The 26,476-nt window shown below is 69.3% G+C and carries 26 protein-coding genes and 1 pseudogene; 16 read left to right on the top strand and 11 right to left on the bottom strand.

The window, feature by feature from the left end:
- Nucleotides 1-32: 32 nt before the first annotated feature.
- The 10 genes from gorA (at nucleotide 33) to AC1ROY_RS15670 (ending at nucleotide 11,352) form a co-directional block, all read left to right on the top strand.
- Nucleotides 33-1,427, top strand: coding sequence for a glutathione-disulfide reductase (gene gorA / locus AC1ROY_RS15715; RefSeq protein WP_493149785.1), 1,395 nt, complete (start codon nucleotides 33-35; stop codon nucleotides 1,425-1,427).
- Between the two features lie 56 nt (nucleotides 1,428-1,483).
- Nucleotides 1,484-2,869, top strand: a complete 1,386-nt coding sequence (locus AC1ROY_RS15710) for a class II 3-deoxy-7-phosphoheptulonate synthase (protein ID WP_493149784.1) — start codon at nucleotides 1,484-1,486, stop codon at nucleotides 2,867-2,869.
- Nucleotides 2,866-4,044 (top strand): beta/alpha barrel domain-containing protein, encoded by a 1,179-nt coding sequence (locus AC1ROY_RS15705; protein WP_493149783.1) that lies wholly within the window; start codon nucleotides 2,866-2,868, stop codon nucleotides 4,042-4,044. Before AC1ROY_RS15710 ends, AC1ROY_RS15705 begins: the two co-directional genes overlap by 4 nt.
- 132 nt (nucleotides 4,045-4,176) lie before the next feature.
- A complete protein-coding gene (locus AC1ROY_RS15700) occupies nucleotides 4,177-5,058 on the top strand; it encodes a DMT family transporter (protein ID WP_493149782.1) in 882 nt (293 codons plus the stop codon).
- 31 nt (nucleotides 5,059-5,089) lie between these two features.
- Nucleotides 5,090-6,754: an NAD+ synthase gene (locus tag AC1ROY_RS15695; RefSeq protein ID WP_493149781.1), complete on the top strand. Its 1,665-nt coding sequence runs from the start codon at nucleotides 5,090-5,092 to the stop codon at nucleotides 6,752-6,754.
- Nucleotides 6,755-6,804: 50 nt separating this feature from the next.
- Nucleotides 6,805-7,167 carry a hypothetical protein gene (locus tag AC1ROY_RS15690; protein WP_493149899.1) on the top strand — a complete coding sequence of 121 codons (363 nt, stop codon included), beginning with the start codon at nucleotides 6,805-6,807 and terminating at the stop codon, nucleotides 7,165-7,167.
- The gene (gltX, locus tag AC1ROY_RS15685; protein WP_493149780.1) at nucleotides 7,164-8,492 is read left to right on the top strand and encodes a glutamate--tRNA ligase; all 1,329 of its coding nucleotides are present in this window, start codon (nucleotides 7,164-7,166) and stop codon (nucleotides 8,490-8,492) included. The genes AC1ROY_RS15690 and gltX overlap by 4 nt, the downstream gene beginning before the upstream one ends.
- 124 nt (nucleotides 8,493-8,616) lie before the next feature.
- Nucleotides 8,617-10,038 carry a cysteine--tRNA ligase gene (gene cysS / locus AC1ROY_RS15680; RefSeq protein WP_493149779.1) on the top strand — a complete coding sequence of 474 codons (1,422 nt, stop codon included), beginning with the start codon at nucleotides 8,617-8,619 and terminating at the stop codon, nucleotides 10,036-10,038.
- A 4-nt stretch (nucleotides 10,039-10,042) separates the two neighbouring features.
- Complete coding sequence (locus AC1ROY_RS15675) at nucleotides 10,043-10,852, top strand: RNA methyltransferase (RefSeq protein WP_493149778.1); 810 nt, start codon at nucleotides 10,043-10,045, stop codon at nucleotides 10,850-10,852.
- A gap of 5 nt (nucleotides 10,853-10,857) precedes the next feature.
- Nucleotides 10,858-11,352 carry a DUF2165 family protein gene (locus AC1ROY_RS15670; RefSeq protein ID WP_493149777.1) on the top strand — a complete coding sequence of 165 codons (495 nt, stop codon included), beginning with the start codon at nucleotides 10,858-10,860 and terminating at the stop codon, nucleotides 11,350-11,352.
- On the opposite strand, the gene AC1ROY_RS15665 is transcribed toward AC1ROY_RS15670, so the two are convergent.
- Nucleotides 11,345-11,548, bottom strand: a complete 204-nt coding sequence (locus tag AC1ROY_RS15665; RefSeq protein ID WP_493149776.1) for a hypothetical protein — start codon at nucleotides 11,546-11,548, stop codon at nucleotides 11,345-11,347. The two genes, AC1ROY_RS15670 and AC1ROY_RS15665, sit on opposite strands and share 8 nt — an antisense overlap.
- A 208-nt stretch (nucleotides 11,549-11,756) precedes the next feature.
- Here AC1ROY_RS15665 and rpsD point away from each other — a divergent pair, with 208 nt between their 5' ends.
- Both rpsD and AC1ROY_RS15655 read left to right on the top strand, forming a co-directional pair.
- Nucleotides 11,757-12,398: a 30S ribosomal protein S4 gene (gene rpsD / locus AC1ROY_RS15660; protein WP_493149775.1), complete on the top strand. Its 642-nt coding sequence runs from the start codon at nucleotides 11,757-11,759 to the stop codon at nucleotides 12,396-12,398.
- Between the two features lie 132 nt (nucleotides 12,399-12,530).
- Entirely contained in the window at nucleotides 12,531-13,454 is a 924-nt protein-coding gene (locus AC1ROY_RS15655; protein WP_493149774.1) for a DUF1796 family putative cysteine peptidase, read from the top strand.
- 43 nt (nucleotides 13,455-13,497) lie between these two features.
- Here the strand turns inward: AC1ROY_RS15655 and grxD are convergent, their stop codons facing one another.
- From grxD to AC1ROY_RS15615, 8 genes are all read right to left on the bottom strand, one after another.
- Nucleotides 13,498-13,830, bottom strand: a complete 333-nt coding sequence (gene grxD, locus AC1ROY_RS15650) for a Grx4 family monothiol glutaredoxin (RefSeq protein WP_493149773.1) — start codon at nucleotides 13,828-13,830, stop codon at nucleotides 13,498-13,500.
- Between the two features lie 23 nt (nucleotides 13,831-13,853).
- A complete protein-coding gene (locus AC1ROY_RS15645; RefSeq protein ID WP_493149772.1) occupies nucleotides 13,854-14,087 on the bottom strand; it encodes a BolA family protein in 234 nt (77 codons plus the stop codon).
- 4 nt (nucleotides 14,088-14,091) lie between these two features.
- Nucleotides 14,092-16,290: a phosphoribosylformylglycinamidine synthase subunit PurL gene (gene purL, locus AC1ROY_RS15640; RefSeq protein ID WP_493149771.1), complete on the bottom strand. Its 2,199-nt coding sequence runs from the start codon at nucleotides 16,288-16,290 to the stop codon at nucleotides 14,092-14,094.
- A gap of 209 nt (nucleotides 16,291-16,499) precedes the next feature.
- Complete coding sequence (locus tag AC1ROY_RS15635; RefSeq protein ID WP_493149770.1) at nucleotides 16,500-17,081, bottom strand: transposase; 582 nt, start codon at nucleotides 17,079-17,081, stop codon at nucleotides 16,500-16,502.
- 66 nt (nucleotides 17,082-17,147) lie between these two features.
- Nucleotides 17,148-18,704 (bottom strand): SPASM domain-containing protein, encoded by a 1,557-nt coding sequence (locus AC1ROY_RS15630; RefSeq protein ID WP_493149769.1) that lies wholly within the window; start codon nucleotides 18,702-18,704, stop codon nucleotides 17,148-17,150.
- A 200-nt stretch (nucleotides 18,705-18,904) separates the two neighbouring features.
- The gene (locus AC1ROY_RS15625; protein WP_493149768.1) at nucleotides 18,905-19,387 is read right to left on the bottom strand and encodes an RES family NAD+ phosphorylase; all 483 of its coding nucleotides are present in this window, start codon (nucleotides 19,385-19,387) and stop codon (nucleotides 18,905-18,907) included.
- Between the two features lie 26 nt (nucleotides 19,388-19,413).
- Nucleotides 19,414-19,824: an antitoxin Xre/MbcA/ParS toxin-binding domain-containing protein gene (locus AC1ROY_RS15620; RefSeq protein ID WP_493149767.1), complete on the bottom strand. Its 411-nt coding sequence runs from the start codon at nucleotides 19,822-19,824 to the stop codon at nucleotides 19,414-19,416.
- A 132-nt stretch (nucleotides 19,825-19,956) separates the two neighbouring features.
- Nucleotides 19,957-20,673: an MlaA family lipoprotein gene (locus AC1ROY_RS15615; protein WP_493149766.1), complete on the bottom strand. Its 717-nt coding sequence runs from the start codon at nucleotides 20,671-20,673 to the stop codon at nucleotides 19,957-19,959.
- Between the two features lie 211 nt (nucleotides 20,674-20,884).
- Here AC1ROY_RS15615 and AC1ROY_RS15610 point away from each other — a divergent pair, with 211 nt between their 5' ends.
- On the top strand, nucleotides 20,885-21,766 hold the full coding sequence (locus AC1ROY_RS15610; protein ID WP_493149765.1) for a hypothetical protein: 882 nt from the start codon (nucleotides 20,885-20,887) through the stop codon (nucleotides 21,764-21,766).
- Nucleotides 21,767-21,773: 7 nt separating this feature from the next.
- Here AC1ROY_RS15610 and purB read toward each other — a convergent pair whose 3' ends face one another.
- Nucleotides 21,774-23,111, bottom strand: a complete 1,338-nt coding sequence (gene purB / locus AC1ROY_RS15605; protein WP_493149764.1) for an adenylosuccinate lyase — start codon at nucleotides 23,109-23,111, stop codon at nucleotides 21,774-21,776.
- A gap of 149 nt (nucleotides 23,112-23,260) precedes the next feature.
- On the opposite strand from purB, the pseudogene AC1ROY_RS15600 reads away from it, so the two are divergent.
- The 3 genes and pseudogenes from AC1ROY_RS15600 to AC1ROY_RS15590 all read left to right on the top strand — a co-directional run.
- Nucleotides 23,261-23,983, top strand: a pseudogene (locus AC1ROY_RS15600) (TerC family protein); the annotation flags it as partial.
- A gap of 155 nt (nucleotides 23,984-24,138) precedes the next feature.
- Nucleotides 24,139-24,804 carry a YjbE family putative metal transport protein gene (locus tag AC1ROY_RS15595; protein ID WP_493149763.1) on the top strand — a complete coding sequence of 222 codons (666 nt, stop codon included), beginning with the start codon at nucleotides 24,139-24,141 and terminating at the stop codon, nucleotides 24,802-24,804.
- Entirely contained in the window at nucleotides 24,804-25,394 is a 591-nt protein-coding gene (locus AC1ROY_RS15590; RefSeq protein ID WP_493149762.1) for a hypothetical protein, read from the top strand. Before AC1ROY_RS15595 ends, AC1ROY_RS15590 begins: the two co-directional genes overlap by 1 nt.
- On the opposite strand, the gene AC1ROY_RS15585 is transcribed toward AC1ROY_RS15590, so the two are convergent.
- Nucleotides 25,378-26,334 (bottom strand): hypothetical protein, encoded by a 957-nt coding sequence (locus AC1ROY_RS15585; RefSeq protein WP_493149761.1) that lies wholly within the window; start codon nucleotides 26,332-26,334, stop codon nucleotides 25,378-25,380. The genes AC1ROY_RS15590 and AC1ROY_RS15585 overlap by 17 nt on opposite strands.
- Between the last annotated feature and the right edge of the window lie 142 nt (nucleotides 26,335-26,476).

Raw genomic sequence — 26,476 nt, 5'->3', positions numbered from 1 at the left:
CTCATATTGGCAGGGTTAGCTAGAGGCGTCCCATGAAGTACGATTTCGACCTTTTCGTCATCGGCGGCGGCTCCGCCGGCGTGCGGCTCGCCCGCATCTCGGCCGGCCACGGTGCTCGCGTGGGCATCGCCGAGGAGCGCTTCTGGGGCGGCACCTGCGTGAACGTGGGCTGCGTGCCGAAGAAGTTCATGGTGAATGCCGCCGAATACGGCCAATGGGCGCAGGACGCCGTGGCCTTCGGCTGGAACATCGAGAACCACGGCCACGACTGGAAGAAGCTCGCCGCGGCCCGCGACGCCGAGGTGAACAGGCTGTCCGGCATCTACGACCGCCTGCTCCAGGGCGCCGGTGTCACCAGCTTCAACGCCCGTGCGACCTTCCTGGACGACCACACCCTCCAGGTCGGCGACAGGACCGTCACGGCAGAGCGCATCGTGATCGCGACCGGCGGCCGCGCCACGCGGCCGGAGGGCATCGGCACCGAGCTCGGCATGATCTCGGACGGGCTCTTCACCCTGCCCGAGCTGCCGAAGAAGGTCGCCGTCATCGGTTCCGGCTACATCGCCCTGGAATTCGCCTGCCTGCTGCGTGGGCTGGGCGCCGAGGTGGAGGTCTTCTTCCGCGCCGACCAGCCCCTGCGCGGCTTCGACGGCGACATTCGCCTGGCCGTCTCCGAGGCCATGACGGCCCAGGGCATCCACATGAACGCCGGCTGCGCGCCGACGCGCATCACCAAGGTCGACACGGGGCTGATGCTCACGCTGACCAACAACTTCATGCGCGAGGTGGATGCCGTCTTCTTCTGCACGGGACGCGCGCCCAACACCGAGGGCCTCGGGTTGGAGAAGGCGGGCGTGACCGTGAAGCCCGATGGCGCGATCCCCGTGGACGATGAGCACGCGACCAACGTCCCGCACATCTACGCGATCGGCGACGTGATCGACCGCATCAACCTGACCCCCATGGCGACGGCGGTGGGCCATGCCCTGGCCGACACGCTCTTCGGGGGAAACCCGCGCAAGGTCAGCTACGAGAACGTGCCGACCGCCGTCTTCACCTCGCCGCCCATCGGCACGGTGGGGCTTTCGGAGGAGGAGGCGGCCAAGCGCGGGCCGGTCGACGTCTACGTCTCCAAGTTCACCCCGCTGCGGCACACGATCACCAAGCGCGAGGGCCGCAAGACCCTGATGAAGCTGATCGTGGACCAGAAAAGCCAGAAGATCGTCGGCGCCCATATGCTGGGCGAGGACGCGGCCGAGATCATGCAGGGCATCGGCATCGCTGTCGTGATGGGCGCGACCAAGCAGGATTTCGACCGGACCATCGGCATCCACCCGACGGCCGCCGAGGAGTTCGTTACCCTCCGCACCCGGACCCGCGTCTCGGGCATGGCAGCCGTCGAGCCCGCGAAAAGCGCCGCCGAGTAGCTTTGGCGGCCATCCTGCCGTAACCTGTCCGGCCAATTACCTTGGAGTTCCGTGTCATGGCGCGCGAATGGCGCCCCGCCTCCTGGCGGCAGATGCCCATCCGGCAGGTGCCGGATTACACCGATCCCGCGGCCCTGGCCGCGATGGAAGCCAAGGTCGCGACCTTTCCGCCCCTCGTTTTTGCAGGCGAGTGCGAGCGACTCAAGGCCGCGCTCGCCGAAGCTTCCAAAGGCCACGCCTTCGTGCTCCAGGGCGGCGACTGTGCCGAGAGCTTTGCCGATTTCCGCGCCGACACCATCCGCGACACCTTCAAGGTGCTGCTGCAGATGGCCGTCGTGCTGACCTTCGGCGCCGGCATGCCGGTGGTGAAGCTCGGCCGCATGGCCGGCCAGTTCGCCAAGCCGCGCTCCTCGGACGTGGAGAAGGTCGGCGACGTGACGCTGCCCTCCTACCGCGGCGACATCATCAACTCCGCCGAGTTCACGCCCGAGGCCCGTTCGCCGGACCCGAAGCGGATGGAGTTCGCCTATCTCCAGTCGGCCGCGACGCTGAACCTGCTGCGCGCCTTCGCGACCGGCGGCTTCGCCGACCTGCACCAGGTGCACCGCTGGAACCTGGACTTCGTGGCCCGCTCGCCGCTCTCCAAGCAGTATGAGGGCCTGGCGGCGCGCATCGACGAGACGCTGAGCTTCATGGCCGCCTGCGGCATGAACAGCGACAACGCCCCGCAGATCCGCGAGACGGCCTTCTACACGAGCCATGAGAGCCTGCTCCTCCCCTATGAGGAGGCGCTGACGCGCGAGAGCTCCACGCATCTCGGCAAGACCTATGCCTGTTCCGCCCATTTCCTCTGGATCGGCGACCGCACGCGGCAGTTCGACGGCGCGCATGTCGAGTTCCTGCGCGGCGTGGCCAATCCGATCGGCATGAAGGTCGGCCCGAGCATGGAGGCCGAAGACCTGCTTCGCCTCACCGAGATCCTGAACCCGCGCAACGAGGCCGGCCGCCTGACCCTCATCGCCCGCATGGGGCATGAGAAGGTCGAGGCCAAGCTGACCCCGCTGGTCCGGGCGATCCAGGCGGCGGGCCGGAACGTGGTCTGGCTGTCCGATCCGATGCACGGCAACACCACCACCCAGAACGGCTACAAGACGCGCAGCTTCGACGCGATCCTCTCCGAGGTGCGGCGCTTCTTCGACGTCATGGCGGGCGAGGGCGCGGTGGCCGGCGGCGTGCATGTCGAGATGACCGGCAACAATGTCACGGAGTGCACGGGCGGTGCCCACCGGCTCACGCCCGCGGACCTCGCGGCCAACTACGCGACCTTCTGCGACCCGCGGCTCAATGCCGAGCAGTCGCTGGAGCTGGCCTTCCTCATCGCCGAGGAGCTGAAGGCCCACCGGCACCGGCCCGAGCGCCCGCTGGTGCAAGCCGCGCAATGAGCGAGGCGTCCGACCGACCACGGGTGAAGGCCGGGCGGCCGGACCTGGAGCACGACATCACGGCGCGGACGGACAGCTACTTCAACCGCACGCGCCGCATCGTGGAAAAGTTCGGCGACAGCCGCGTCACCTATGCGGTCTTCCTGCGGCGCCCGGTGATCTCGGCGCCGCGCATTGCCGTGGAATGGCTGGAGACGGTCTCCCAGGCGCGCGGCACTCCCTTCGAGATCGAGGTGAAGTACCCGGAAGGCGCCTGGGTCGGCGCGGGCGATCCGCTGCTCTACCTCACCGGCTCCTTCGCCGCGCTGGCGGATCTGGAGACGCTGTACCTCCAGAAGCTCGGCCCCTGCTGCGTGGCCGCGCACAACGCCTACCAGATGTCGCTGGAGCTGCCCGAGGCCGCCTTCCTCGCCATGGACGCCCGCCACTGCGCCGGCTTCGAGATGCAGGACATGATGGCCTATGCCGCCTCGGTTGGCAGCGCGGCGGCGCAGCGCGAGGGCGCCAAGGGCTTCATCGGCAACGCCAATGACGCCACGGCCCATTGGTTCGGGGCGAATGCCGGCCGGGGGACGATGCCGCATGCCCTGATCGGCTATGCCGGCTCCACGCTGCGCGCCGCCGAGATGTTCCACGCGACCTTCCCGGACGAGCCGCTGACCGTGCTCGTCGACTACTTCGGGATGGAGATCACCGACGCGCTGGCCGTCGCGCAGCGCTTCCCCGAGCACGCCGCCGCCGGCCGCCTCTCGGTCCGGCTCGACACGCATGGCGGCCGCTTCCTCGAGGGGCTCGATCCCGCCGAGAGCTATGCCGTGCTGGAGCGCCACGCGCCCGCCGCCATCCGCCGCTACCGCAGCGATTCCGAGCTCCGCCACCTGGTCGGCACCGGCGTCTCGGCCGCCGCCATCTGGCGGACCCGCGAGGCGCTGGACGCGGCCGGCTTCGAGAAGGTGCGGATCGTCGCCTCCTCCGGCTTCTCGGTCGGCAAGTGCCGGGTGATGAACGAGGCGCATGCGCCGGTCGACGTCGTCGGCACCGGCAGCTTCATCCCGGACAGCTGGAGCGAGACCTACGCCACGGCCGATATCGTCGAGTATGACGGCACGCCGCGGGTGAAGGTCGGCCGCGAGTTCCTGCTGCGGAACGGCCGGCGCCGGAACGGCCACTCCTGAGGTCTGCCTCGGAGGGGCCGCGGCGATGAGCCGGCGAGGGATTTTTCGATCTGGTTGCATCGGCAAGTCGGCTGAAGCCGCCAGGGTGGAAAAGACCCGCCGGATCGCGCCGCAGCCCCTCCGAGGCAGACCTTGAACCTGACGGCGAGACAACAGGGGCTGCTCTGCGCCTTCGGGGTCCTGTTCATCTGGACGGGGTTCCTGCTGTTCTCGCGCCTGGCGGCCGCCCAGCCCTTCACGCCCTGGGACTTGGCGGCGCTGCGCTACTCCGGCGCGTTCCTCACGGTGCTGCCGCTGGTCGCCCTGCGCGGATGGCCGAGGCTGCGGCCGGGGCGCGGCCTGGCGCTGACCGCGACCGCGGCCTTCGGCTTCCCGCTGGCAGCCTATTGGGGCTTTCGCTTCGCCCCCGCCTCGCACGGCGCCGTTCTGCTGCCGGGGCTGCTGCCCTTCCTGGCCGCCGGCGTCTGGTGGTGGGCCTTCGGCGATGCCTGGAGCTGGCGGCGCACGGCCTCGCTCGGGATCGTGGCCGCCGGCATCGCCCTGCTGGCCTCCGAGACCGCCGCCAGCCAGCCGGGCGCCTGGCGCGGCGACCTGCTCTTCATCGCGGGCTGCCTGAGCTGGACCGCCTATATGTGGATGGTCCGCCGCTGGCAGCTCGGCGCGCTGGAGGTCACCCTGGCCGTCGCTCTGCTGGCCGCGCCCATCTACCTGCCGGTGTGGTGGCTGGCCCTGCCGAGCAACCTCGCCGCCGTGCCCTGGGAGTGGGTGGCCTTCCACCTGATCTACCAGGGCTGCCTGTCCGTCGTCGTGGCCGGCTTCCTCTTCACCCGCGCCGTGGTGCTGCTGGGCGCGCCGCAGACCTCGGTGATCACCTCGGTCGTGCCGGCCATGGTGTCGCTGGGCGCCTGGCCGCTGCTGGGCGAGGTCCTGGGCTGGGCGGGCGCCGCCGGCATCAGCCTGGTGACGCTCGGCATGATCGCCGGGGTGGTCGGTCCCGCGCCGCGGGCGCGTTGACCCTGCACCCCCGCACGCTTACTTCGCATACATGACCGACCGCATCCGCATCGCCCTGGCGCAGATGAACCCGCATGAGGGTGACCTGCGCGCCAACGCCGCCAAGATCCGAGCCTTGCGCGCCGAGGCCGCGGCAGGCGGCGCCGACCTGCTGGTCACGCCCGAATTCAGCATCGCCGGCTACCCGCCCGAGGACCTCGTGCTGAAGCCGGCCTTCCGCGCCATGGCCGAGGCCGAGATCGCCGCGCTGGCGGCGGAAACCGCGGATGGTGGACCCGGCCTGATCGTGGGTGGCCCGTGGTACGATGGCGGAAAGCTCTACAACGCCGCCTTCCTGCTGGACGGGGGAAAAATCGTCGCCCGCCGGGCCAAGCACGAGCTGCCGAATTACGGCGTCTTCGACGACAAGCGCGTCTTCGATCCCGGCCCGTCCCCCGGCCCCGTGGTGTTCCGCGGCCTGCGCCTCGGCCTGATGATCTGCGAGGACTGGTGGTTCCCCGCTGTCTCCGAGACGCTGAGCGAGAGCGGGGCGGAGCTGCTGCTCTCCATCAACGGCTCGCCCTTCGAGATCGACAAGGCGCAGTCGCGCGTGGACCTCGCCGTGGCGCGGGTGGTGGAGACGGGGCTGCCCTTCGTCTTCCTCAACCAGAATTGCGGCCAGGACGAGCTGGTCTTCGACGGCGCGAGCTTCGTGCTCAATGCCGACCGCAGCCTGGCGCTGCGCATGCCCGCCTTCGAGGAGGCGCTGACCTTCACCGACTGGGCGCGCGACGGCGAGGTCTGGCGCTGCGAGCCGCAGGCCATCCCGGCCCCGATGGAGCGTTCCGCGCAGATCTATGCGGCGATGGTGCTCGGGCTGCGCGACTACGTGAACAAGAACCGCTTCCCGGGCGTGGTGCTGGGCCTGTCGGGCGGCATCGACTCCGCAATCTCCGCCGCCGTCGCCGCCGACGCGCTGGGGCCGGACCGCGTGCGCGCCGTCATGATGCCCTCGCCCTACACCAGCCAGGAGAGCCTGGAGGACGCGGCGGAATGCGCGCGCCTGCTGGGCATCCAGTACGACACGATCCCGATCGGCCCGGCGATGGACGCCTTCCACACGATGCTGGCGCCGTCCTTTGCGAACCGCGCGCCGGACATCACGGAAGAGAACATCCAGTCGCGCATCCGCGGCGTCACGCTCATGGCGCTCTCGAACAAGTTCGGGAACATGCTGCTGACGACCGGCAACAAGAGCGAGATGAGCACCGGCTACGCCACCATCTACGGCGACATGTGCGGCGGCTACTCCGTGCTGAAGGACGTCTACAAGACCGACGTCTTCGCCGTCTGCCGCTGGCGCAACGCCAACGTGCCGGCCGGCGCCCTCGGCCCGAACGGCCCGGCCATGCCCGAGCGCGTCATCACCAAGCCGCCCAGCGCCGAGTTGAAGCCCGACCAGAAGGACCAGGACACGCTGCCCCCCTACGAGGTGCTGGACGCCATCCTGAACGGCCTCGTCGAGGAGGAGCGCAGCGTGGACGACATGGTCGCCCAAGGCTTCGAGCGCGCGCTGGTCCTGCGTGTCTGGCGCATGCTGGACCGCGCCGAGTACAAGCGCCGCCAGGCGCCTCCGGGCGTGAAGATCGGCCGCCGCGCCTTCGGCCGCGACCGGCGCTACCCCATCACCAACGGCTTCACCGGACTGATCTCTTGAGCATCACGGACGAAATTCTGGGCAAGGCCGACGGCATCGAGGTCCGCATCATGGACCTTTCCGGCGCCAACGGATCCGAGCCGCTGGAGACGGTGCGCGGTTTTTCGTCCCTCGCCCATGCCAATGCCTTCGCGCGCCGCTACGTCCGGGATTCCATGGAGGTCTGCCGGCCCCGCGGGGCCGATGCCGAGGCCGCGCGCGAGGCCTGGTTCGCCTTCGGCGAGGATGCGGTGATCGGCGATCCCGAGGGCCGCGCGATCGAGGGGGCCTGGAACAGCGGCAACGAGCTCGCCGACTTCGCCGCGGCCCCGCCGCGCGACCGCGAGGACCGCAACTGGCGGATCATCGACCCGCGCAAGCTGGCGGCCGAAGAGGGAGATGACGACGGCGACGACGCGGAGCCGGAGGAATGAAGCTCCGCTTCGCTCCTTCGCCCACGGGCCATCTCCATGTCGGCAATGCGCGCATCGCGCTGGCCAACTGGCTGGTCGCGCGCAAGCTCGGCGCCGAGCTGGTGCTGCGGCTGGACGACACCGACACCGGCCGCAGCAAGGCGGAATTCGCCCATGCGATCGAGGAGGACCTGCGCTGGCTCGGCCTCGACTGGGACAGCATGTTCCGGCAGTCGGACCGGCTGCCGCTCTATGAGGCCGCGGCGGAGAGGCTGAAGAAGAGCGGCCACCTCTACCCCTGCCTCGAGACCGAGGAGGAGCTGAACTACAAGCGCGAGCTCCGCATGAAGCAGGGCCGCCCGCCGATCTACGATCGCGGCGCGCTGAAGATGACCGCGGAGCAGCTCGCCCGCGCCATGGAGAACGGCAAGCGCCCGCATTGGCGCTTCAAGCTTTCCAACACGACGGTCGAATGGGAGGACGGCGTGCTCGGCCGCCGCACGGTCAAGCTGCCGGCGATCAGCGATCCCGTGCTGATCCGCGCCGACGGCTCGCCGCTCTACACCTTCACGTCCGTGGTGGACGACCTCGAGACCGGCGTGACCCATGTGGTGCGCGGCGAGGACCACGTGACCAACACCGGCGTGCAGCTCGACATCTGGCGCGCGCTGGGCGGCAAGGCGCTGGAATTCGCGCATCTACCGCTGCTGACGGATGCCGATGGCGGCCCGCTCTCCAAGCGCATCGGCTCGCTCTCGCTGCGGCAGCTCCGGCGCGACGGCGTGGAAGCGGCGGCGATCACGGGCTATCTCGGCGCGCTCGGCACCTCGCATGATCCGTTCCCGGCCAAGCCGGCGGAGCTGCTGGAGGGCTTCGATCTCTCCGCCGTCTCGCATTCCTCGCCGCGCTTCGATCCGCGGCAGATGCTGGCACTGAACCGGAAGATCCTGCACGCCATGTCCTTCGAGGAGGCCAGGCCGCGCCTCCCTGATGGCGCCGATGCCGGCTTCTGGGAGGCCATTCGGGAGAACATCGACCTGATGCCCGAGGCCAGGCACTGGTGGGACGTGATCCGCGGCCATATCGCGCCCGTCGAGCAGCCTGAGGAGGCCGAGTTCTTCGCCAAGGCGCGCGAGCTGCTGCCCGCGGAACCCTTCGACGGCACCACCTGGGGCGCCTGGACGGAGGCGCTGAAATCCACCACGGGCCGCAAGGGCAAGGCGCTCTTCATGCCGCTGCGCCTGGCGCTGACCGGCGAGGATCACGGCCCGGACCTCAAGACCCTGCTGCCGCTGATGGGGCGGGCCAGGGTGGCGGACCGCCTGCGGGGCGATTTTCATGCTTGAAGGCGGCCGGCCCGTGGCGCATAGGAGAGCCATGGTCCTGGCTCCCTCTTGCTGCAACGGTTGACGACCCGCGCGCCGCGCGGAGGTCGCGCCTGACTTCTTCTTGCCTGATGGACCGCTCCCCATGACCGAGCTTCGTTTCCACAACAGCCTGACGCGGCGGGAGGAGGAATTCCGCCCGCTCGATCCGGAGCATGTGAAGCTCTACGTCTGCGGCCCGACGGTCTACGACCTCGCGCACCTCGGGAACGCCCGGCCGGTCGTGGTCTTCGACGTGCTGGCGCGGCTGCTGCGGCGGATCTATCCGCGCGTGACCTACGCCCGGAACATCACGGACGTGGACGACAAGATCAACGCACGCTCGCGCGAATCCGGCGAGCCGATCGCCGCCGTCACCGCCCGCACCACGGCCGATTTCCACCAGGACATGGCGGCGCTCGGCAACCTGCCGCCGGACGTGGAGCCGCGGGCGACGAAGCATATCGCCGAGATGATCGCGATGAACGAGAAGCTCATCGCGAGCGGCCACGCCTATGTCGCCGAGGGCCACGTGCTCTTCAGCGTCGGCAGTTTTCCCGATTACGGAAAATTCTCCGGCCGCAACCAGGACGAGCTGCTGGCCGGCGCCCGCATCGACGTGGCGCCCTACAAGCGCGACCCCGGCGACTTCGTGCTCTGGAAGCCCAGCGCTGACGGCACGCCCGGCTGGGAGAGCCCCTGGGGCCGCGGCCGGCCGGGCTGGCACATCGAGTGCTCGGCCATGTCCTGGAAGCATCTGGGCGAGATGTTCGACATCCACGGCGGCGGCGCGGACCTGATCTTTCCCCACCACGAGAACGAGGTGGCGCAGTCGCGTTCGGCCTTCGGCACGCCCCTCATGGCGCACACCTGGCTGCACAACGGCATGCTGCTGGTGGACGGCGAGAAGATGTCGAAGAGCGTCGGCAACTTCTTCACCCTGCGCGACATCCTGGCCCAGGGCCCCTGGGTCGGCGAGGCCTTTCGTTTGTTGCTGCTGCGCACGCATTACCGCGCGGCGCTGGACTACACCCAGGCGGCGCTGGAGGAGGCCAAGCAGGAGCTGGACGACAGCTACGCCATGCTCTCCCGTGCGCCCGCCGTCTCCGAGGCGCCCGTCATCGCCGAGATGGCGGAATGGGCGCTGGAGCCGCTGCGCGACGATCTCAACACGCCGCTGACGCTGAGCCGGCTGCGCGACCTGCGCACGCTGGAGAACGCGGCGACGGTCGGCGGCTCGGACGCCGCGGTACTGGGCCGCATCGGCAGGTCCTGGTCGCTGGTGCCGGGCCAGGCGGCCGCGGCCTTCCGCGAGGCCGCGGCCGTGCTCGGCGTGGCGCAGGGCGATCCCAAGGCCTGGCTCCAGGGCGGGGTGGATGCGTCGGCCATCGAGGCCGCGATCGCCGCGCGCGCGGCCGCTCGCAAGGCGCGCGATTTCGCCGAGGCCGACCGCATCCGTGCCACGCTGCTCGCCGACGGCGTCGTGCTCGAGGACAGCGCCGCGGGCACGGTGTGGAAGCGGGCCTGACCCCATGAGGGAGGAGGGCGCCGCGCCGCTGGTGGCGTCTCCGGGCGAGACGCCCATCGTCGTGCTGGTGCGGCCGCAGCTCGCGGAGAACATCGGCACCACGGCGCGCGCCATGGCCAATGGCGGGCTGTTTCACCTGCGCCTGGTCGCGCCGCGGGACGGCTGGCCGAAGGAACGGGCCTGGGCCGCCGCCTCCGGCGCGGACCGCATCCTGGACGCGGCGCAGCTCTTCGAGACCGTGGACGCGGCGATCGCCGACTGCCATCGCGTGATCGCCACATGCCCGCGCCCCCGCCATGTGGTCGTCCCGGTCATGACGGCGCGGGCGGCGGCGGCGGAGCTTCGGGCGATCAATGGGCGCGAGGAGCGCGTTGCTGTCCTCTTCGGGCCCGAGCGGGCCGGGCTGGAGGCAGAGGATCTTGCCCGGGCGGACACGCTGGTGCGCTATCCGCTCAATCCGGAGTTCAGCTCGCTCAATTTGGCTCAGGCGGTGATGGTGATGGCCTATGAATGGTGGGTCGCTGCCGACACCACCCCGCCGCGCCAGCTCCAGACCCACAAGACCCAGGTCGCCACCAAGGGCGAGCTCGACAATTTCATGCGGCACCTGACCGAGGAGCTCGATGCCTGCGGGTTCCTCCGCAACGCGCCCAAGCGAGCCGGCATGGTCCGGAACCTTCGCCATTGGTTCGAGCGCGGCGAGATCACCGAGCAGGAGGTCCGCACCCTGCACGGCGTGGTGGCGGAACTCTCGCGAGGGCGCATGATCCGGGGGCGGCCGGAAAAGGGAGCCCCGCCGATGGACGAGGAGTAGCCGACATGGCCAGCCGGATCGCCAAGGTCTTCATGTCCCTGGCCTTCGGGCTCTTCGGCTTGCTCGTCGCGGCGGACAACCTGCTCGACTACGGCACGAACTTCGCCTTCGTGCAGCACGTGTTCAGCATGGACACGACCTTCGAGAACGGCCGCCTGCGCGGCCGCGCCGTCCTCGACCCCTTCTGGTGGCATGCCGGCTACGCGCTGATCATCCTGGGCGAGGCGGTGATGGGCCTGCTCTTCCTGATCGGCGCCGTCCAGCTGCTCCGCGCGCTGCGGGCGCCGGCGGCGCGCTTCGATGCGCAAAAATCCTGGTCGATCCTCGGGGCCACGGCCGGCTTCGGCGTCTGGTTCGTGGGCTTCATGCTGGTGGGCGGCGAGTGGTTCCAGATGTGGCAGTCGCGCAGCTGGAACGGGCAGGAGGCGGCCTTCCGCTTCTACATGCCGCTGATGGCCGGGCTGATCTTCATCGCCCTGCCGGATCGCGATCTCAGCTGAGGTTCTTCGCCAGCTTCCGCGCCAGCACGTATCCCAATCCGCCGCCGACCGGCGCGGCCGGCAGCACCAGCAGCCAGCCCATATGGACGCCTTCCGACACGGCGATGAAGCCGAGGCCCAGCATCAGGCCGCCCACCAGGCTGCCGACGACGCCCGCCGTCAGGCCCAGGACCAGGATCTCTTCGCGCGTGACCATGGCGCCGGAGTAGGGTCGGCCGGCCCGGTTTGACAAGCCCGCCCCCGACCCCTAAGACGCCGCCCATTCCTGGGAACGAGGACACGCCTTCGGGGCGTGCGCCCGCTTTGCTCGCGAGAGCAGGGACTACCGGGACAACCCGCAGAGCTGAGAATGGCTCCGCACCAAAGAAGGTCCCGCGCCGAAAGGCTGCCGGGAGAAGCCGCGCATGACCAAGCGCCTTGCCTCCAAGTACAAGATCAACCGCCGCCTCGGCGAGAACCTCTGGGGCCGTGCCAAGAGCCCGGTCTCCAAGCCCCGCAAGGGCGAGCAGGGCGCCCGCACCTACGGCCCCGGCCAGCACGGCCAGCGCCGGAAGAACAAGCCGACCGACTTCGGCATCCAGCTCATGGCGAAGCAGAAGCTGAAGGGCTACTACGCCAACATCGGCGAGAAGCAGTTCCGCAAGTATTACGACGAGGCCGTGCGCCGGAAGGGCGACACCTCGGAGAACCTGATCGACCTGCTGGAGCGCCGGCTGGACACCATCATCTACCGCATGAAGTTCGCGGTGACGCCCTTCGCCGCGCGCCAGTTCGTGAATCACGGCCATGTGCTGATCAACGGCAAGCGGCTGAACATCGCCTCCTACTCGGTGAAGGACACCGACACGATCGAGGTGAAGGAGAAGTCGAAGCAGCTCACCATGGTGCTCGACGCCACGCAGGAGGCCGGCCGCGACGTGCCGGAGTACATCGAGGTCGATCACCGCGCCATGAAGGGCCGGATCCTGCGCTCGCCGAAGTTCAGCGACGTGCCCTACCCGGTGCAGATGGAGCCGAACCTGGTCGTCGAGTTCTACTCGCGCTAAGCGGCGTCGGCCTTTTAGGGATTTCCGGAAGCGGCGCAGGGGCACTCCCCTGCGCCGCTTTCATTTTCGCGGCAGAACAACGTCACATCCGGGTGGTTGACGGACCGCGCCCTTCGCCTGCACACAGGCTCCATGCCCTCCAAAGACCCGGTCCCTCTCCGCGAAGTCCTGGAAACACTCGTCCGGGCCACGCATCAGGCCCTCCTTGCCCGCCATGTGGATCCCACCTGGCTCGTGAACTTCTCGGACGAGCTGGGGCGCCGGCTGAAGAACCAGTCACTGGTCGATGTGATGGCCGACTTCGTGGCCACCATCAATTCCAGTCCCGAGGCGCAGAAGCGGCTGACGGCCACCACCAACGCGCGCGGGACGATCGAATCGGTCATCGCGCCGGGCCTCGCCGCGCGGCCCTCGCCGCTCGCCTGCATCGGGCTGGGCTGCGCGCCGCAGACGGCGGGCATGCTCCGCCGCGCCGGGCTGCGGCGCTGGGCCGGGCCCTTCGACTGGATGACCATCCCGGCCGAGGCGGTGCGCGACAGCATCATCGACGACTGCGCCGGCCTGCTTATGGCCTCGGAATACGAGCCCATCGAGGCGGAGGACCGGCCGATCGGCAGCAAGGGCTACCTCTGCCGCCACCGCCGCTTCAGCGAGCTCTACGGCGCCACCATCTTCCACCAGTACGATCCCTCGACGCCGGCGGGCTATGCTTCGCTGGAGCGCGCCGTGCTGCGCTTCCGCGACGCGCTGCGCGGGCTGCACGGCAAGCTGCTGCTGCAGATCACCGACGAGACCGGCCGCAGCCTGCCGGCCTTCGAGGACACCTGCGACATGCTGGACCGCTCGGCGCGGGGCGCGATCCTGGTGACGATCGCGGTGGTGCCGGGCTCGCCCAGCGGGCCATTTCCGGAGATGGAGCTGAGCCGGGCGCGGGGCCAGCACCGCTTCCTGCGGTGCCACACGCTCTCGGAGCCGAAGGGGATCGGCTATGCCGACCTCATCGACGAGGTCGTGCTGCTGCGCGGCGCCCTGGCGGCGCCGCAGCTTTCAGGCTGAGTGGCCGCAAGGCGGCCGGCGCCGCCCGGCGTCCGAGGAGCGGTTAAACTTCCGCTTTGACGATGCCCTTTTCCTGCATCATCGACTGCAGCTCGCCGGACTGGAACATCTCCATCACGATGTCGCAGCCGCCCAGGAACTCGCCGTTCACGTAGAGCTGGGGGATGGTCGGCCAGTTGGTGTAGGCCTTGATGCCCTCGCGGATCTCGGGGTCCTCGAGGACGTTCACGCCCTTGAAGGGCACGCCCACATGGCTGAGAATCTGCACCACCCGCGCGGAGAAGCCGCACTGCGGGAAGACCGGCGTGCCCTTCATGTAGAGCACCACGGGGTTGGCGTTGATCTCGGCCTCGATGCGCTCGGTCACGGTCGTCATCTGCTGGTTCCTTGTCGAATGTTCTACTCGGGCGCGCTGGTCTGGAGCGCGAGGGCATGCAGGACCCCGCCCATGCGGCCCTGGAGGGCGGCATAGACGAGCTGGTGCTGCTTCACGCGCGACAGCCCGCGGAAGGATTCGGAGACGACCGTGGCGGCATAGTGGTCGCCGTCGCCCGCCAGGTCCTCGATGGCCACCTTCGCGTCCGGCATGGCGGACTTGATCAGGGCCTCGATCTCGGCCGGCTGCATCGGCATTCGGTCACATCCCCCGCATCAGCTCCGGCAGCGTGGATTCGTTCGCCACCGAAAGTTCATCCACCGATATGGCATCGCCACCCGGAATCGCCAGAGTTTTCCCGCCGGAACGCCCGAGCGCAAGCGCCGGCACGCCGGCCGACTTCGCAGCCGCGAGAAGTGCCGCCCCGTCCGCCACGGCCAGCACGTAGCGGGACTGGTCCTCGCCGAACCAGAAGCCGTGGTCGCCCTTCGGCTCCAGCGTCGCGCCGACGCCGGAGGCCATGCACATCTCGGCCACCGTCACCAGCAGGCCGCCATCCGCGCAGTCGTGGCAGGCACGGACGCGACCGGCCAGGATCTCGGAACGCACGAAGTCGCCGTTGCGGCGCTCGGCGGCGAGGTCCACCGGCGGGGGCGCACCCTCCTCGCGGCCGGCGATCTCGCGCAGCCAGAGGGACTGGCCGAGCCAGCCTTCCGTCTCGCCGATCAGAACCAGGTCGGAACCCACGGGCATGGCGAGGCCCACCGCCTGCGCCACATCCTCCAGCACGCCCACGCCGCCGATGGCCGGGGTGGGCAGGATCGCCTTGCCCTCGGTCTCGTTGTAGAGCGAGACGTTGCCGCTGATCACCGGGAAGTCCAGCGCCTTGCAGGCCGCGCCCATGCCGCGCACGGCGGCGGCGAACTGCCCCATGATCTCGGGCTTCTCCGGATTGCCGAAGTTCATGTTGTCGGTGATGGCGCGGGGCAGGGCGCCCACGGCCGTGATGTTGCGCCAGGCCTCGGCCACCGCCTGCATGCCGCCCGCCTCGGGGTCGGCCTGGCAGTAGCGCGGCGTGCAGTCCGTGGTCATGGCGAGGGCGCGGACATGGTCCTCGATGCGGACCACGGCGGCATCCGCCTGTCCCGGACGCTTGGCCGTCTGTCCCCCTACCTGCGCGTCGTACTGGTCCCAGATCCAGCGGCGCGAGCAGAGGTCGGGGCAGGCGACCAGGGTCTTCAGCGCGTCCAGCAGGGGAACCGGGCTCGCCACCTCGGCGGAGTTGATGACCGGCAGCTTCGGCGTCTCCGCCGTCGGGCGGCGATAGAGCGGCGCGGCGGATTCCAGCGGCGCCAGCTCGATATCGGCCTCCACCAAGCCCTTGTGCTTGATGACGATCCGCCCGGTGTCCGTCAGGTGCCCGATGATTGCGAAGTCCAGCTCCCACTTGCGGAAGATGGCCTCGGCCAGTGCCTCGCGGCCGGGCTTGAGCACCATGAGCATGCGCTCCTGGCTCTCGCTCAGCATCATCTCGTAGGCGGACATGCCCTCCTCGCGCTGGGGGACGTGGTCCATGTCGAGCTCGACGCCCATGCCGCCCTTGCCGGCCATCTCGACGCCGGAGGAGGTCAGCCCGGCCGCGCCCATGTCCTGGATGGCGACGATGGCGTCGGTGGCCATCAGCTCCAGGCAGGCCTCGATGAGGAGCTTTTCGGCGAAGGGATCGCCGATCTGGACGGTGGGGCGCTTCTCCTCGCTGTCGGCGGAGAACTCGGTGGAGGACATGGTCGCGCCGTGGATGCCGTCGCGCCCCGTCTTGGAGCCGACATAGACCACCGCATTGCCGAGGCCGGTGGCGGCCGCGGTGAAGATGCGGTCGGCCTTCAGGATGCCGACCGTCATGGCGTTCACCAGCGGATTGCCGTTGTAGGCCGGGTGGAAGTTCACCTCGCCGCCCACGGTGGGGACGCCCACGCAATTGCCGTAGCCGCCGATGCCGCGCACCACGCCGTCCATGACCTGGCGGGTCTTGGCCAGCCTGGGGTCGCCGAAGCGGAGCGCGTTGAGGTTGGCGATGGGACGCGCGCCCATGGTGAAGACGTCGCGCAGGATGCCGCCCACGCCCGTCGCCGCGCCGTTGTAGGGCTCGATGAAGCTGGGGTGGTTGTGGGATTCCATCTTGAAGACGGCGGCCAGGCCCTCGCCGATCTCGATGACGCCCGCATTCTCGCCGGGGCCGACGAGGACCCAGGGCGCCTTGGTCGGCAGCTCCTTCAGCCAGACGCGGCTGGATTTGTAGGAGCAGTGCTCGCTCCACATGACGGAGAAGATGCCGAGCTCGGCCAGGGTCGGGTCGCGGCCGAGGATGCCGAGGGCGCGCTCGTACTCGTCGGGCTTCAGGCCGAATTCGGCGGCAAGCTGCCGGGCGCGTTCGGGGGCGAGGGGAGGGACAGAGGCCATGGGCCGTATTTCGGGCCGCGCGAGGGGCTTGTCCAGCGAGGGAAACGGCAGAGCCGGGTTGAGAATTCCGGCGGCGGAGGGTTCGCGAGGGATTTTTCGTGCCTGGAAGGCGCCGGGCGCCGCCGATGCTGATTGCATCGGCAAGTCCGGCAACGCACCAGGCGCGGAAAAGACCCGCGAAACCGACCCGCCGGAGCTCTCATCCCGGCTCACGGCCAGCACGCTTTCAGCGCGCGGGGGATGTAGCGGCGGCCGGCGACGATGGTGAGCAGCTTCCGGATGGTGCGGAGGTACTCGATGGCGGCCCTCCGGAGCCGCCGCGTCGGTGGGATTCGCCGTGGAATTGGCAGGGCGAAGATCTTTTCGGACAAATCCGGGTCGGGACACATCCAGGGCGGGGCCGGCAGGGCGCGCTTGAGGTCGAGGCGGCGGGCGAGAAGGATGATGCGCAGGCCGCGCAGTCGGATGGCGCGGCGGGCGGCGCGGCAGATGGGGCCGAGGAGGTTGCGCAAGGGATGGCCCTCGGGCGCGGCGGCGAGGGCGAGCAGCAGGTGCTCCCAGAAGCCCTCATGGGTGAGGCGGCGGAAGTAGCGGGAGACGGTGTCGGGCCTGCCGTATTGTTCGGGGAGGTCGCTCCAGGGGCCGTCGGTGGCGGCGACGCGGAAGATGGCGTCGAAGCGGACGCGGTGGTCGCAGGGGCGGCCGCGGAAGCGCCGGAGGATGTGGGGAAGGAGGGCCTGCCATTCCGCATCGGAGAGGGGGTTGTGGGGGATGCGGAGGCGAGCGGTCATGTCCTTTTTCTAGGAAAATTTTCTGGAAATAGCAAGAAAAACCGAGCTCCAGATGCCCTTCGCTCGCTATTGGTCCGTGTCGAAAGCGGAGAAGCGGCCGGCATTGTCGTCCACCAGCGGCGCCGGGGCGAGGTAGTGGAAGTCGGCCAGGCGGGCGGCTTCTTCGGCGGTGATGGGCACCGATCCGCGCCAGGGCGGGCCGGAATCCTCCGCGCCGTCTTCCTGGACCAGCACGCCAAGGCAGCGCGAATCGCCATTGCCGACCTCTTCGGCCGGAAACCAGTGATCGAAGGTGACAAGCTCCACCTCGACCGTGTCGATCTGCAGATGGTCGGGGATGACGAGCTCGACGGTCCGCCAGGCCATCGGCTCGATCGGCACTTTCAGCGTCTGCCAGGGCGTCACGATGAAGAGGTGGTTGGTGCGCTCCATGGCTGCCGGCCGGCCGGTGGACACGGCGAGCCGCGCCCGGTTGCGATCGACGTGCAGCCGCTTGCGGGCCTGCCAGCCGGTCCAGCGCGCCGGGCCCAGAGCCGTTTGTTCCAGCCCATAGAAGCCGTCGCGATCCGGCGACGGGACGAGGTAGGTGTAGCCGAGCGAGCTTGCGATGTGTTTGCGGTAGCGCACGAAATTCGGGCTGCCAGGCGAGAAGCGGAACGACGTGGCGCCGGCCGGGACATGGGTGAGGTAGAGGCAGAATTCGTCGACGCCATGCTCCTCGGCCAGGCGGAGCGCGGCGGCGACCTCGGCATCGCTGTCGTTCCAGGGGAACAGCAGGTAGCGCCAATGGACAACGGGCTTGTGCACCTGGAGCTCCCGCTTTGCCGCCGCCACGTTGGAGAGGCCGCGAAGCGCAAGGTCCACACGGCCGGCGACGTGGTAGCGGCTGTAGCTCTCCTGGGTGATGCCGCCGATCGTGAACACGATGAATTCGAGGCCGGCAGCGACCACCTTGCGCGCGCGTTCGGGCTTCGCGAGCGGGATGCCGTTGGTGCTGGTGACGACGCGCACGTCGGGACAGGCTCGTCGCAGATGCGCGAGCATGTCCTCGGCTTGGGCGTTCACGAAGGGGTCGCCGTAGTTGAAGAAGTAGACATGGCGGAGATGCCCGGCGAGCTCGTCCACCGCACGGCGGAAGGGGTCTAGGCCGAGCATGTCGGCATCGCGCGTGCGGATCGCCGGGTCGTTGTTGGCGATGCAGGCGTCGTTGGGGCAGCGGATATTGCAGCGGACCGTGGGTTCCACGACTGCCGTGCTGGGCAGGCGCATCCGTGCCGGCATCTCCTCGGCGGCGCCGTCCGGCACGCGCTGGTAGAGGCCGCATTCGGTGCAGCGATGGCCTTCCCACAGCTTGCGCTGCAGCCGCTCGTATGCGGGATTGGCAAAGATCTCCGCGACCGACTGGCGGTTGATATTGCCGAAGCTGCGCTGGCCGTGCGGATCGTCGAGGCCGCAGGTGACATTGCCGTCGGAATGGATGGTGATGCTGTCCTCGATCCAGGGGCAGTGATAGCGATGCCCGTCGGCGGGGAACATCAGCTGGCTGGGATCGGTGAGCTTGCGGTTGAAGGGTGGGAGGCCGTGCGGTGCGGGCGCCGGCTGTTCAATTCCGATTTTTCCCATGTCTCCGCCCTTTATTTTCCATCATGTAAATCTAGCTCGGGGGCGATGGGGGCGCAAAATAATATTCCACTGTATGAAAGCCGGCAGGCGGTGTTTGACGTCGTCCCGTGGAGTGCGGAAAACTCCGAATACGGGGGCGGCCGGCGGCTTCTCTCCCTCGCCGGGGACTGGCGCCTGCGCTCAGCCGACTGGCGACGTCCTCACCGCCCGAACAAGCGCCCATCCCACCACACCGGCCGATGCAGCCCATGCGTGACTCGGGGGAAGTCCGGATGCTCCGGATGGATCAGAAAATTTCGCTCCATCCGCGCCACCAGGCTCGGCACGATCAGCACCAGCGAGCGCTTGGCCTTCCACCAGGCCTCGCCATAGGCCTGCGCCGCCGCTGACGAGGGCGCGTCCCAGCCCGGCACCTGCCATTCCTCCACCAGCTCGTAGCTCACGCCGTTGGGGATGGTGATCTCGATGGCATGCTGGTTCGGCGGCAGGTGGCCGCTGCCATGGGCGAGCTTCTCGAGCATCGCGGTGGAGTAGTGCTCGGAGGCGTAGATCACCGCGCTGGCCGCCGTGTTCCAGCGGCCGGGGTAGAGCTTGGAGCCGGTGGCGTCGAAGACCGGGAACTCGCCCTTGGGGTCGCCGATGCGCCAGCAGGTCAGGACGCGGTCGAGGACCTGTGCGGCCATGCCCGGATGCGGTGGCTAAAGCGCGATCAGGCCGCGGAGCCGTAGCGCAGGCGGCCCAGGATGCCTTCCACCACGGGGCGGCCGAACTCGCTGGCGAGGACCACGTCCAGCGGCTTGCGGCCATCGAGCATGGGGTGGGGGCGGCCGAGGAAATCGCGCGCGGCAGTATCGCTGCCCCAGGTGATCAGGGCCTGGGCCCAGATCTCGGCGAGGCGCGCGACCTTGGCGCCTTCCTCGGGGGTCAGGCGCGCCTGGGCGGCGCGGCGGCGGGCGAGGGTGGCCTTGGGGACGAGGCGGTGCGGGAAGGCGGCGTCCTCGGGGGCGACGTGGTGCGCGACGCGGTCGAGGGCCGCGATCGGCAGGCCGCGCTCGACCTGGGCGGCCAGCGCCATGAGCGAGGTGTCGGGCTTGAGGCCCAAGGTGGTGAAGGCGTTCATCGTTCGTCTCCGATGAGACGAATATAGGTATCAGTTGGCCCAGGGTTCAACGGATGATGGGGTTCGGGGAAACGGGTTTCCCCGGCGGAGGGTCCGGGAGGCGGCGCCTCCCGGGACAGTGCGCCCGCCCGACTATCCCGCCGAAGGCACCCGCAGCGCCTCGCAGGCGCGGCGGCGGGCGGCGACATAGGCGTCGCGCGCCGTCTCGAAATCCATCGTGGCGCGGTCGACCCCGTCCTCGCGCCCCATCCGCTCGGCGAGCGCCCAGATCGGGATGTTGTCGAGCAGCTCCACCACGACCACGAGCTCCACCGAGGGCACCGGCCCAACGAAGGGGACCAGCGATCCGTAGATCAGCGCGTTGGAGATGACGAGGTCGGAGAGGCCGTCGCGCAGCGTGCGGCCGCCCACCACCGGCAGCACCACGAAGGGCCCCTCGGGCACGCCGCGGGCGCAGAGGGCGAGGCCGATATCGGCTTGCGGTGCCACGGGCATGCCGCGCTCGCTGGCGCGGTCGACGAGGCCGCCGCTGCCCTCGACGATGTTGGTCCGGACCCGGTCGAGCGTCGTCAGCGCGTGCTCGGGCCGGCCCGCCGCCGCCAGCGCCAGGGCCTGCCAGGGCTCGGCGATCCAGGTGGAGATCAGGTTGGCGGCGCCCAGGCGCCATTCCGGCGGCACGGCGGGCGCCTCGGGCAGCCGCTCGCGCAGCGCGGTGAAGCCCTCGAGGGCGGAGCGGTTGAAGGAGTAGACGGCGCGGTTGGCCCGCTCCAGCCAGCCGGGCGCGTCCTGCGCCGCGGCGGGAAGCGGCAGGAGGAGCAGCACCGCGAGCCAGATCGGTCGAAAATGCATCAGCAGGAGCTCCGCATCGGCGCCCGGCAGAAAGGCGCCGGGCTGTCGTGCAGCCTAGCCCAGGCGGAATCTCCCGGCATCCGGAAAGGGTCAGGTTTCATGCCAGCGTCACAAGTCGTTCCGGTTGGTTATCATCGTCATCGCCATATTGCGAAGCCGGACGAATTGGTTTCGTCTTTCATCTCAAGAAGAGGGCAACGTCGGGCGCAGCATGCAGGACAGCAGCGAGGCCGCGAGGATCGATCTGATCCGCACCGTCTATCGGGCGTTACTGGGCCGCGAGCCGGATCCCGAGGGCCTTGTCCACCATGCGCGCAACCTTGCGGCCGGTCCCGGCTTCGCGGCGCTGGAGGGGGTCCTGCGCGACTTCATCGGCAGCGAAGAATTCCGCCTGCGCACCGGGACCGTGGACTTCTCCAACCTCGTCCGGCCGGAGGGGCCGGAAGCCGTGGAGGAGGACTCCATCTCGCATATCCTCGGGATCGGGGTGGGATGCTTCACGACCTTCCTGCAGCGGCGCTGGCGGCTGCGGAACTTCGCGGGGCCCTTCGACTGGATCTTCTCCTCGGAGAAGATGGTGGAGCACGTCCTCCGCGACGATTTCCGCCTGTTCCTGGCGCGCGACCAGTATGAGCGGGTCGAGACACCGGGCGGCTGGCGCTGCCATCACCGCTTCTATCGCGGCATGGTCCGCAACGAGCCGATCTTCAACCATCACGATCCGCTGGCCGAGGCGGACCACCAGTACTTCCAGCGCTGCGTGGACCGTTTCCGGCGGTCGGTGCAGGGGCCGCGGCGCACGCTGCTGATGCAGCTGGCCTGGGTCGCCCCGGACTCGCACAAGGATTTCCTGTCGCTGGCGGCGCTGCTGGACGAGATTGCGCCGCGCGCCGTCCTCAACCTCTTCGTGGTCTCGGGGCCGACGGGCCGGATCTTCCCCGAGCTGGGGCTGATCCGGGAGCATGGGCGGCACCGGATGTACCACCTCTACCCGGTCAGCTATCTGTCGGAGATCGGTTTCACCGACCGGCTGGACGACGTCGCGATCCTGCGGGCGCTGTCACGCTACCGGCTGGACCTGCAATCCGTCTGAGGCGTTCTCAGCCCGCGCCGAAGACGCGCGCGAAGATCGTCTCGACGTGGCGGAAGTCGCGCTGCGGGTCCATCGCGGCGTCGAGCGCGGCGCCGTCCATCACGGCGGCGACGTCGGGCTGGGAGAGCAGGTTCTCGCGGAAGCGCTGCGCGTCCGGCTTGCCCAGCTTCAGCCAGGTGGCCATCGCGGCCTGCTGCACGGCGGCATAGGCGGCCTCGCGCGACATGCCCGCCTGGGTCAGCGCCAGCAGCACCTTTTGGCTGTGCACGACGCCGCCGAGGCCCTCGAGGTTCTCCTCCATGCGGACGGGATAGACCGTCAGCTTCTCCATCATCCCGGCGAGGCGCATGAGCGCGAAGTCCAGCGCGATGGTGGCGTCGGGGCCGATCACGCGTTCGACGCTGGAATGGCTGATGTCGCGCTCGTGCCAGAGGGTGATGTTCTCCAGCGCCGGCATGGCGTAGCCGCGGATCAGCCGGGCGAGGCCAGTGATGTTCTCGCTCAGCACCGGATTGCGCTTGTGGGGCATGGAACTGCTGCCCTTCTGCCCGGCATGGAAGTACTCCTCCGCCTCGCGGACCTCGCTGCGCTGCAGGTGGCGGACCTCGGTGGCCAGCCGCTCCACCGCGCCGGCGACGACGGCGAGGGTGGCGAAGAAGGCCGCATGGCGGTCGCGCGGGATGACCTGGGTGGAGACCGGCTCGACGGACAGGCCGAGCTTCGCCGCCACGTGCTCCTCCACACGGGGATCGACCGAGGCGAAGGTGCCGATGGGGCCGGAGAGCGCGCAGGTGGCGACCTCGGCCCGGGCCGCGATCAATCGCTGCCGGTTGCGGGAAAATTCGGCATAATGGTTGGCGAGCTTCAGGCCGAAGGTGGTGGGCTCCGCATGAATCCCGTGGCTGCGACCGATCGTGGGCGTGAACTTGTGCTCGAGAGCGCGCATCCTCAACGCGTTCATGACGGCTTCGACATCCGAGATGAGCAAATCTGCCGCGCGTGTCATCTGGACGGCGAGGCAGGTATCGAGCACGTCGCTGCTGGTCAGGCCCTGGTGCATGTAGCGCGCATCCTCGCCGATGCCCTCGCCGAGCCAGGTGAGGAAGGCGATGACGTCGTGCCGGGTGACGCGCTCGATCTCGTCGATCCGCTCGACGTCGGCGGCCCCCATGGCGGCGACTTTCGGTCCCCCGCCCGCCCGGATCGCCGCGGCCGCGGAGGCAGGAATGGTGCCGAGCTCGGCCATCTTCTCGGCGGCCAGCGCCTCGATCTCGAACCAGATGCGGTACCGCGCCTCGGGCGACCAGATCTCGGCCATGGCAGGGCGGGTGTAGCGGGGGACCATCGCAGCCTCTCTCGGAACTCGGGGCGTCATGTCGCGCGTCGCGGGTCTTGGAGCAAGCGGGCTTGGCCCGGCGGCCCATTTCTGTCATTTCAGCAATGATCGGGATCGCCGCCCGTCATTACGTTTTTTAAATATGAAGGAATTCGCGCATGCCGGAATGGGTCGTTCCACTCCTCCAGGTCCTGATGATCGACATCGTTCTCGCCGGCGACAATGCGATCGTGGTCGGCATGGCCGCGGCGGGTCTCCCCGCGGAGCAGCGGCGCAAGGCCATCTTCTGGGGCATCGTCGCCGCGACCATCATGCGCATCGGCTTCGCCAGCATCACGGTACAGCTGCTCTCCGTCGTCGGCATCACCCTGGCGGGCGGCGTGCTGCTGCTCTGGGTCTGCTGGAAGATGTACCGTGAACTGCGGGACGGCAGCGGGCATGGCTCCGTGGAGGGCGAGGGCGAGGGCGGCGAACTGGATGCCAGCGGTGCGCCCCGCAAGACCATGCGCCAGGCCATCACCCAGATCCTGGTCGCCGATATTTCCATGAGCCTGGACAACGTGTTGGCGGTGGCCGGCGCGGCGAAGGACCACCCCTATGTGCTGGTCGTCGGCCTGGCCATCTCGGTCGTGCTGATGGGCGTGGCCGCGACGCTGATCGCGAACCTGCTCAACAAGCACCGCTGGATCGCCTGGGTGGGCCTGCTGATCATCCTCTACGTGGCCGGGGACATGATCTTCTCCGGCACGCACGAGGTGGCGGAGCGGGTGCCGGAGGCCTACTCCTTCCTGCTGCTGCCGCTGGGCTATCTCGCGCTCCCGGGTGTCTTCCCCGCCTGGCTCTGGGCCGGGGCGACGCTGCTCCAGGTGGCCGTGCTGGCCATGGTGGCGACCCTTGCGGTGGATGCGGTTCTCCGCGCCATCCGCCGAGGCGGTGCCGACCGGCATTAAGTTTCCGGAACGTTACTGCCCTGTAAAGACAGGGTGGGTCGGTGGGGCTAGGTTCCGCCGTTCCACCCTGGGGGAAGCATTGGATTATGGATCTCGCCTCATTCGCCGCGAGCTGGAACTGGGTGACGCTGTCGGAGATTCTCGGCGTCAATCTTATCCTGTCCGGCGACAACGCCGTGCTGATCGCCCTCGCCGCGGCCGGCCTGCCTGCCGCGCAGCGCGGCAAGGCCATCCTCTTCGGCATGGTGCTCGCGGTCTTCCTGCGCATCATCCTCAGCCTCGCGGCCGTCTATCTGCTCGCCATTCCCGGCATCATGGCGATCGGCGGCGTCGTGCTGCTCTGGATCGCCTACACCTTCTTCAAGGAGCTGCGCGAGAAGGACAGGGACGAGGCGGACGGCCACGTCGACAACGCGCCCAAGACCATGATGGTCGCGCTGCGGCAGATCGTGATCGCCGACGTGTCCATGAGCCTCGACAACGTGCTGGCCGTGGCCGGCGCGGCCAAGGGCAACATGGAGATGCTGATCATCGGCCTGGTCATCTCGATCCTGCTGATGGGCGTCGCGGCCACGCTGATCGCCAAGCTGCTCGAGAAGTTCCCGGTCATCGCCTATATCGGCGTCGCGCTGATCGTCTATATCGGCGTGGAGATGATCTACCACGACGTGCAGCACTGGATGAGCGCGCACGCCGCCACGATGGAGGTGGGCCTGATGATGTCGCCCGAAACCACGATCCGGATGATTTGATGCGGGGTTCCGTTCTGCTCGCTGCGCTGGCCCTGGGCGCCTGCGCGATGGAGACGCCGGAGCCGGTGGCGATTCCGCCGGCGCCGATTCCCGTCGCCTCCGCGCCCGAGCTCCTGGCGCAGCGGCTGCCCTCCCAGGCGGCCAGCTTCCAGAAGGGCGCCACGGTGCCGCTGCGGCAGCCCTTCCCGGGCGTCGAGGTGGCCTATGCCACGCCGGGCCGCACCGCTGCGGGCTTCGTGCAGGTGCTGCGCCCGCCAGGCGACGGCGCGTCGCTGCCCGACGGGACCGAATCGCCGGCGGTGCAGGGCGAGTATCAGCGCTCCATCGCCGAGGCGGCGCGCGGCGCCGGGCCGCACCGGCGGCTGACGGTCATCCGCGAGGTGAACCAGCCGGAGGACAACCCGCTCTTCCGCTGCGCAGAGCTCGAAGGCACCTACGGCCGCCAGCCGGTGCAGAGCATGATCTGCGTGGGCGCGGCGGGCGGGCAGCTTCTGCGCGTGCGGGCCTCGATGCCCCGGCGCGATCCGCCGCTCGCGGATTCGCGCGCTTTCCTGCGCGACATCGTGGCGGCCCTCAGGGTCCTTCCCTGAACCGCTCCGCTGAAGGGCCTCCCCTGATCCGCTCGTAGACCGGCTTCAGCAGGAACGGGCTGAGGAAGAGCGGGAACTGGAAGAGCACGAAGGTCAGGATGATGTGCGGGTCGGCCGTGGCGGGGATCACGGCCAGGTAGAGCGCCATGTTGCGGTTGCCCGCCATCAGCCCGGCCGAGAGCGCCACCCGCCGGCCGAAGCCGGCGAAGGCCAGGGCGGTCATGGCATTCATCGCCAGCGCGCCGGCGAAGGCGATGACGATGCCGGTCAGCACGAGGGCCGGCGCCGCGAGCAACTGGGCCAGCACGCCGTCCATCACGCCGAAGCCGTAGAGCACCACCAGCAGCACCACGGCGCCGTCCACCGCGCGGCCCCAGCGGTCGAGCCGCGCCGGGCCCATCCAGCGGCGCAGCACGATCGAGATCAGCAAGGGCAGGCCGACCAGCAGCGCGAGCCGCAGCATCAGGCCGGAGATCGAGATGGCGAGGTCGATGCCCAGCAGCCCCAGCGCGAGCGGCGGCGCGGTGAAGGGCAGGATCAGCGTGGAGAGCATGGCGACCACGAAGGCGATCTCGCCGTCCAGCCCGACCAGCCGCGCGAAGGCCGGGGACGAGGTGGCCGCGCAGCCCGTCGCCACGATGACGAGCCCGGCGGCAAAGGGATGCGTGATGCCGAGGACCCGGAGCAGGGCCCAGAGGATCAGCGGGCTCGCCACCAGCAGCCAGGCCAGCAGCGCCGCGACCAGCACGGGCCGGCGCAGATAGGCGATGACCACAGCGGGATCGACCCGCAGCAGCACCAGCACCATCAGCAGGAAGACGATCGGCGTGATGGCGCCGCGCGCGACGGAGGCCAGCGGCGGCACGAAGAGCCCGAGGAAGATGGCGCCCGCCAGCAGCGCGGCACCGCGCCAGGCCGACCATTCGAGCAAACGACGCATCAGTTCCAAGACATGCCACCCGGCTGCAGTCGGGACAGGGCTACAGGGCAACAGGCCGGGCGACCAGACGGGCGACCAGACGGGCGCCGCCTCGCCGCGAGATCGCGCCGGAGTCCGATCCTCCGGAATCAAGGGGTTGCGG

It is taken from the genome of Roseococcus sp. GW821-FHT12F05 (assembly GCF_058806835.1).
This window is presented reverse-complemented; position numbering and strand designations above follow the sequence as displayed.

Bases quoted from the DNA above. Each gene is read 5' to 3' on its own strand.
- gorA (WP_493149785.1), top strand. From the start codon at position 33: ATGAAGTACGATTTCGACCTTTTCGTCATCGGCGGCGGCTCCGCCGGC.
- AC1ROY_RS15710 (WP_493149784.1), top strand. From the start codon at position 1,484: ATGGCGCGCGAATGGCGCCCCGCCTCCTGGCGGCAGATGCCCATCCGG.
- AC1ROY_RS15705 (WP_493149783.1), top strand. From the start codon at position 2,866: ATGAGCGAGGCGTCCGACCGACCACGGGTGAAGGCCGGGCGGCCGGAC.
- AC1ROY_RS15695 (WP_493149781.1), top strand. From the start codon at position 5,090: ATGACCGACCGCATCCGCATCGCCCTGGCGCAGATGAACCCGCATGAG.
- AC1ROY_RS15690 (WP_493149899.1), top strand. From the start codon at position 6,805: ATGGACCTTTCCGGCGCCAACGGATCCGAGCCGCTGGAGACGGTGCGC.
- gltX (WP_493149780.1), top strand. From the start codon at position 7,164: ATGAAGCTCCGCTTCGCTCCTTCGCCCACGGGCCATCTCCATGTCGGC.
- cysS (WP_493149779.1), top strand. From the start codon at position 8,617: ATGACCGAGCTTCGTTTCCACAACAGCCTGACGCGGCGGGAGGAGGAA.
- AC1ROY_RS15675 (WP_493149778.1), top strand. From the start codon at position 10,043: ATGAGGGAGGAGGGCGCCGCGCCGCTGGTGGCGTCTCCGGGCGAGACG.
- AC1ROY_RS15670 (WP_493149777.1), top strand. From the start codon at position 10,858: ATGGCCAGCCGGATCGCCAAGGTCTTCATGTCCCTGGCCTTCGGGCTC.
- AC1ROY_RS15665 (WP_493149776.1), bottom strand. From the start codon at position 11,548: ATGGTCACGCGCGAAGAGATCCTGGTCCTGGGCCTGACGGCGGGCGTC.
- rpsD (WP_493149775.1), top strand. From the start codon at position 11,757: ATGACCAAGCGCCTTGCCTCCAAGTACAAGATCAACCGCCGCCTCGGC.
- AC1ROY_RS15655 (WP_493149774.1), top strand. From the start codon at position 12,531: ATGCCCTCCAAAGACCCGGTCCCTCTCCGCGAAGTCCTGGAAACACTC.
- grxD (WP_493149773.1), bottom strand. From the start codon at position 13,830: ATGACGACCGTGACCGAGCGCATCGAGGCCGAGATCAACGCCAACCCC.
- AC1ROY_RS15645 (WP_493149772.1), bottom strand. From the start codon at position 14,087: ATGCCGATGCAGCCGGCCGAGATCGAGGCCCTGATCAAGTCCGCCATG.
- purL (WP_493149771.1), bottom strand. From the start codon at position 16,290: ATGGCCTCTGTCCCTCCCCTCGCCCCCGAACGCGCCCGGCAGCTTGCC.
- AC1ROY_RS15635 (WP_493149770.1), bottom strand. From the start codon at position 17,081: ATGACCGCTCGCCTCCGCATCCCCCACAACCCCCTCTCCGATGCGGAA.
- AC1ROY_RS15630 (WP_493149769.1), bottom strand. From the start codon at position 18,704: ATGGGAAAAATCGGAATTGAACAGCCGGCGCCCGCACCGCACGGCCTC.
- AC1ROY_RS15625 (WP_493149768.1), bottom strand. From the start codon at position 19,387: ATGGCCGCACAGGTCCTCGACCGCGTCCTGACCTGCTGGCGCATCGGC.
- AC1ROY_RS15620 (WP_493149767.1), bottom strand. From the start codon at position 19,824: ATGAACGCCTTCACCACCTTGGGCCTCAAGCCCGACACCTCGCTCATG.
- AC1ROY_RS15615 (WP_493149766.1), bottom strand. From the start codon at position 20,673: ATGCATTTTCGACCGATCTGGCTCGCGGTGCTGCTCCTCCTGCCGCTT.
- AC1ROY_RS15610 (WP_493149765.1), top strand. From the start codon at position 20,885: ATGCAGGACAGCAGCGAGGCCGCGAGGATCGATCTGATCCGCACCGTC.
- purB (WP_493149764.1), bottom strand. From the start codon at position 23,111: ATGGTCCCCCGCTACACCCGCCCTGCCATGGCCGAGATCTGGTCGCCC.
- AC1ROY_RS15595 (WP_493149763.1), top strand. From the start codon at position 24,139: ATGGATCTCGCCTCATTCGCCGCGAGCTGGAACTGGGTGACGCTGTCG.
- AC1ROY_RS15590 (WP_493149762.1), top strand. From the start codon at position 24,804: ATGCGGGGTTCCGTTCTGCTCGCTGCGCTGGCCCTGGGCGCCTGCGCG.
- AC1ROY_RS15585 (WP_493149761.1), bottom strand. From the start codon at position 26,334: ATGCGTCGTTTGCTCGAATGGTCGGCCTGGCGCGGTGCCGCGCTGCTG.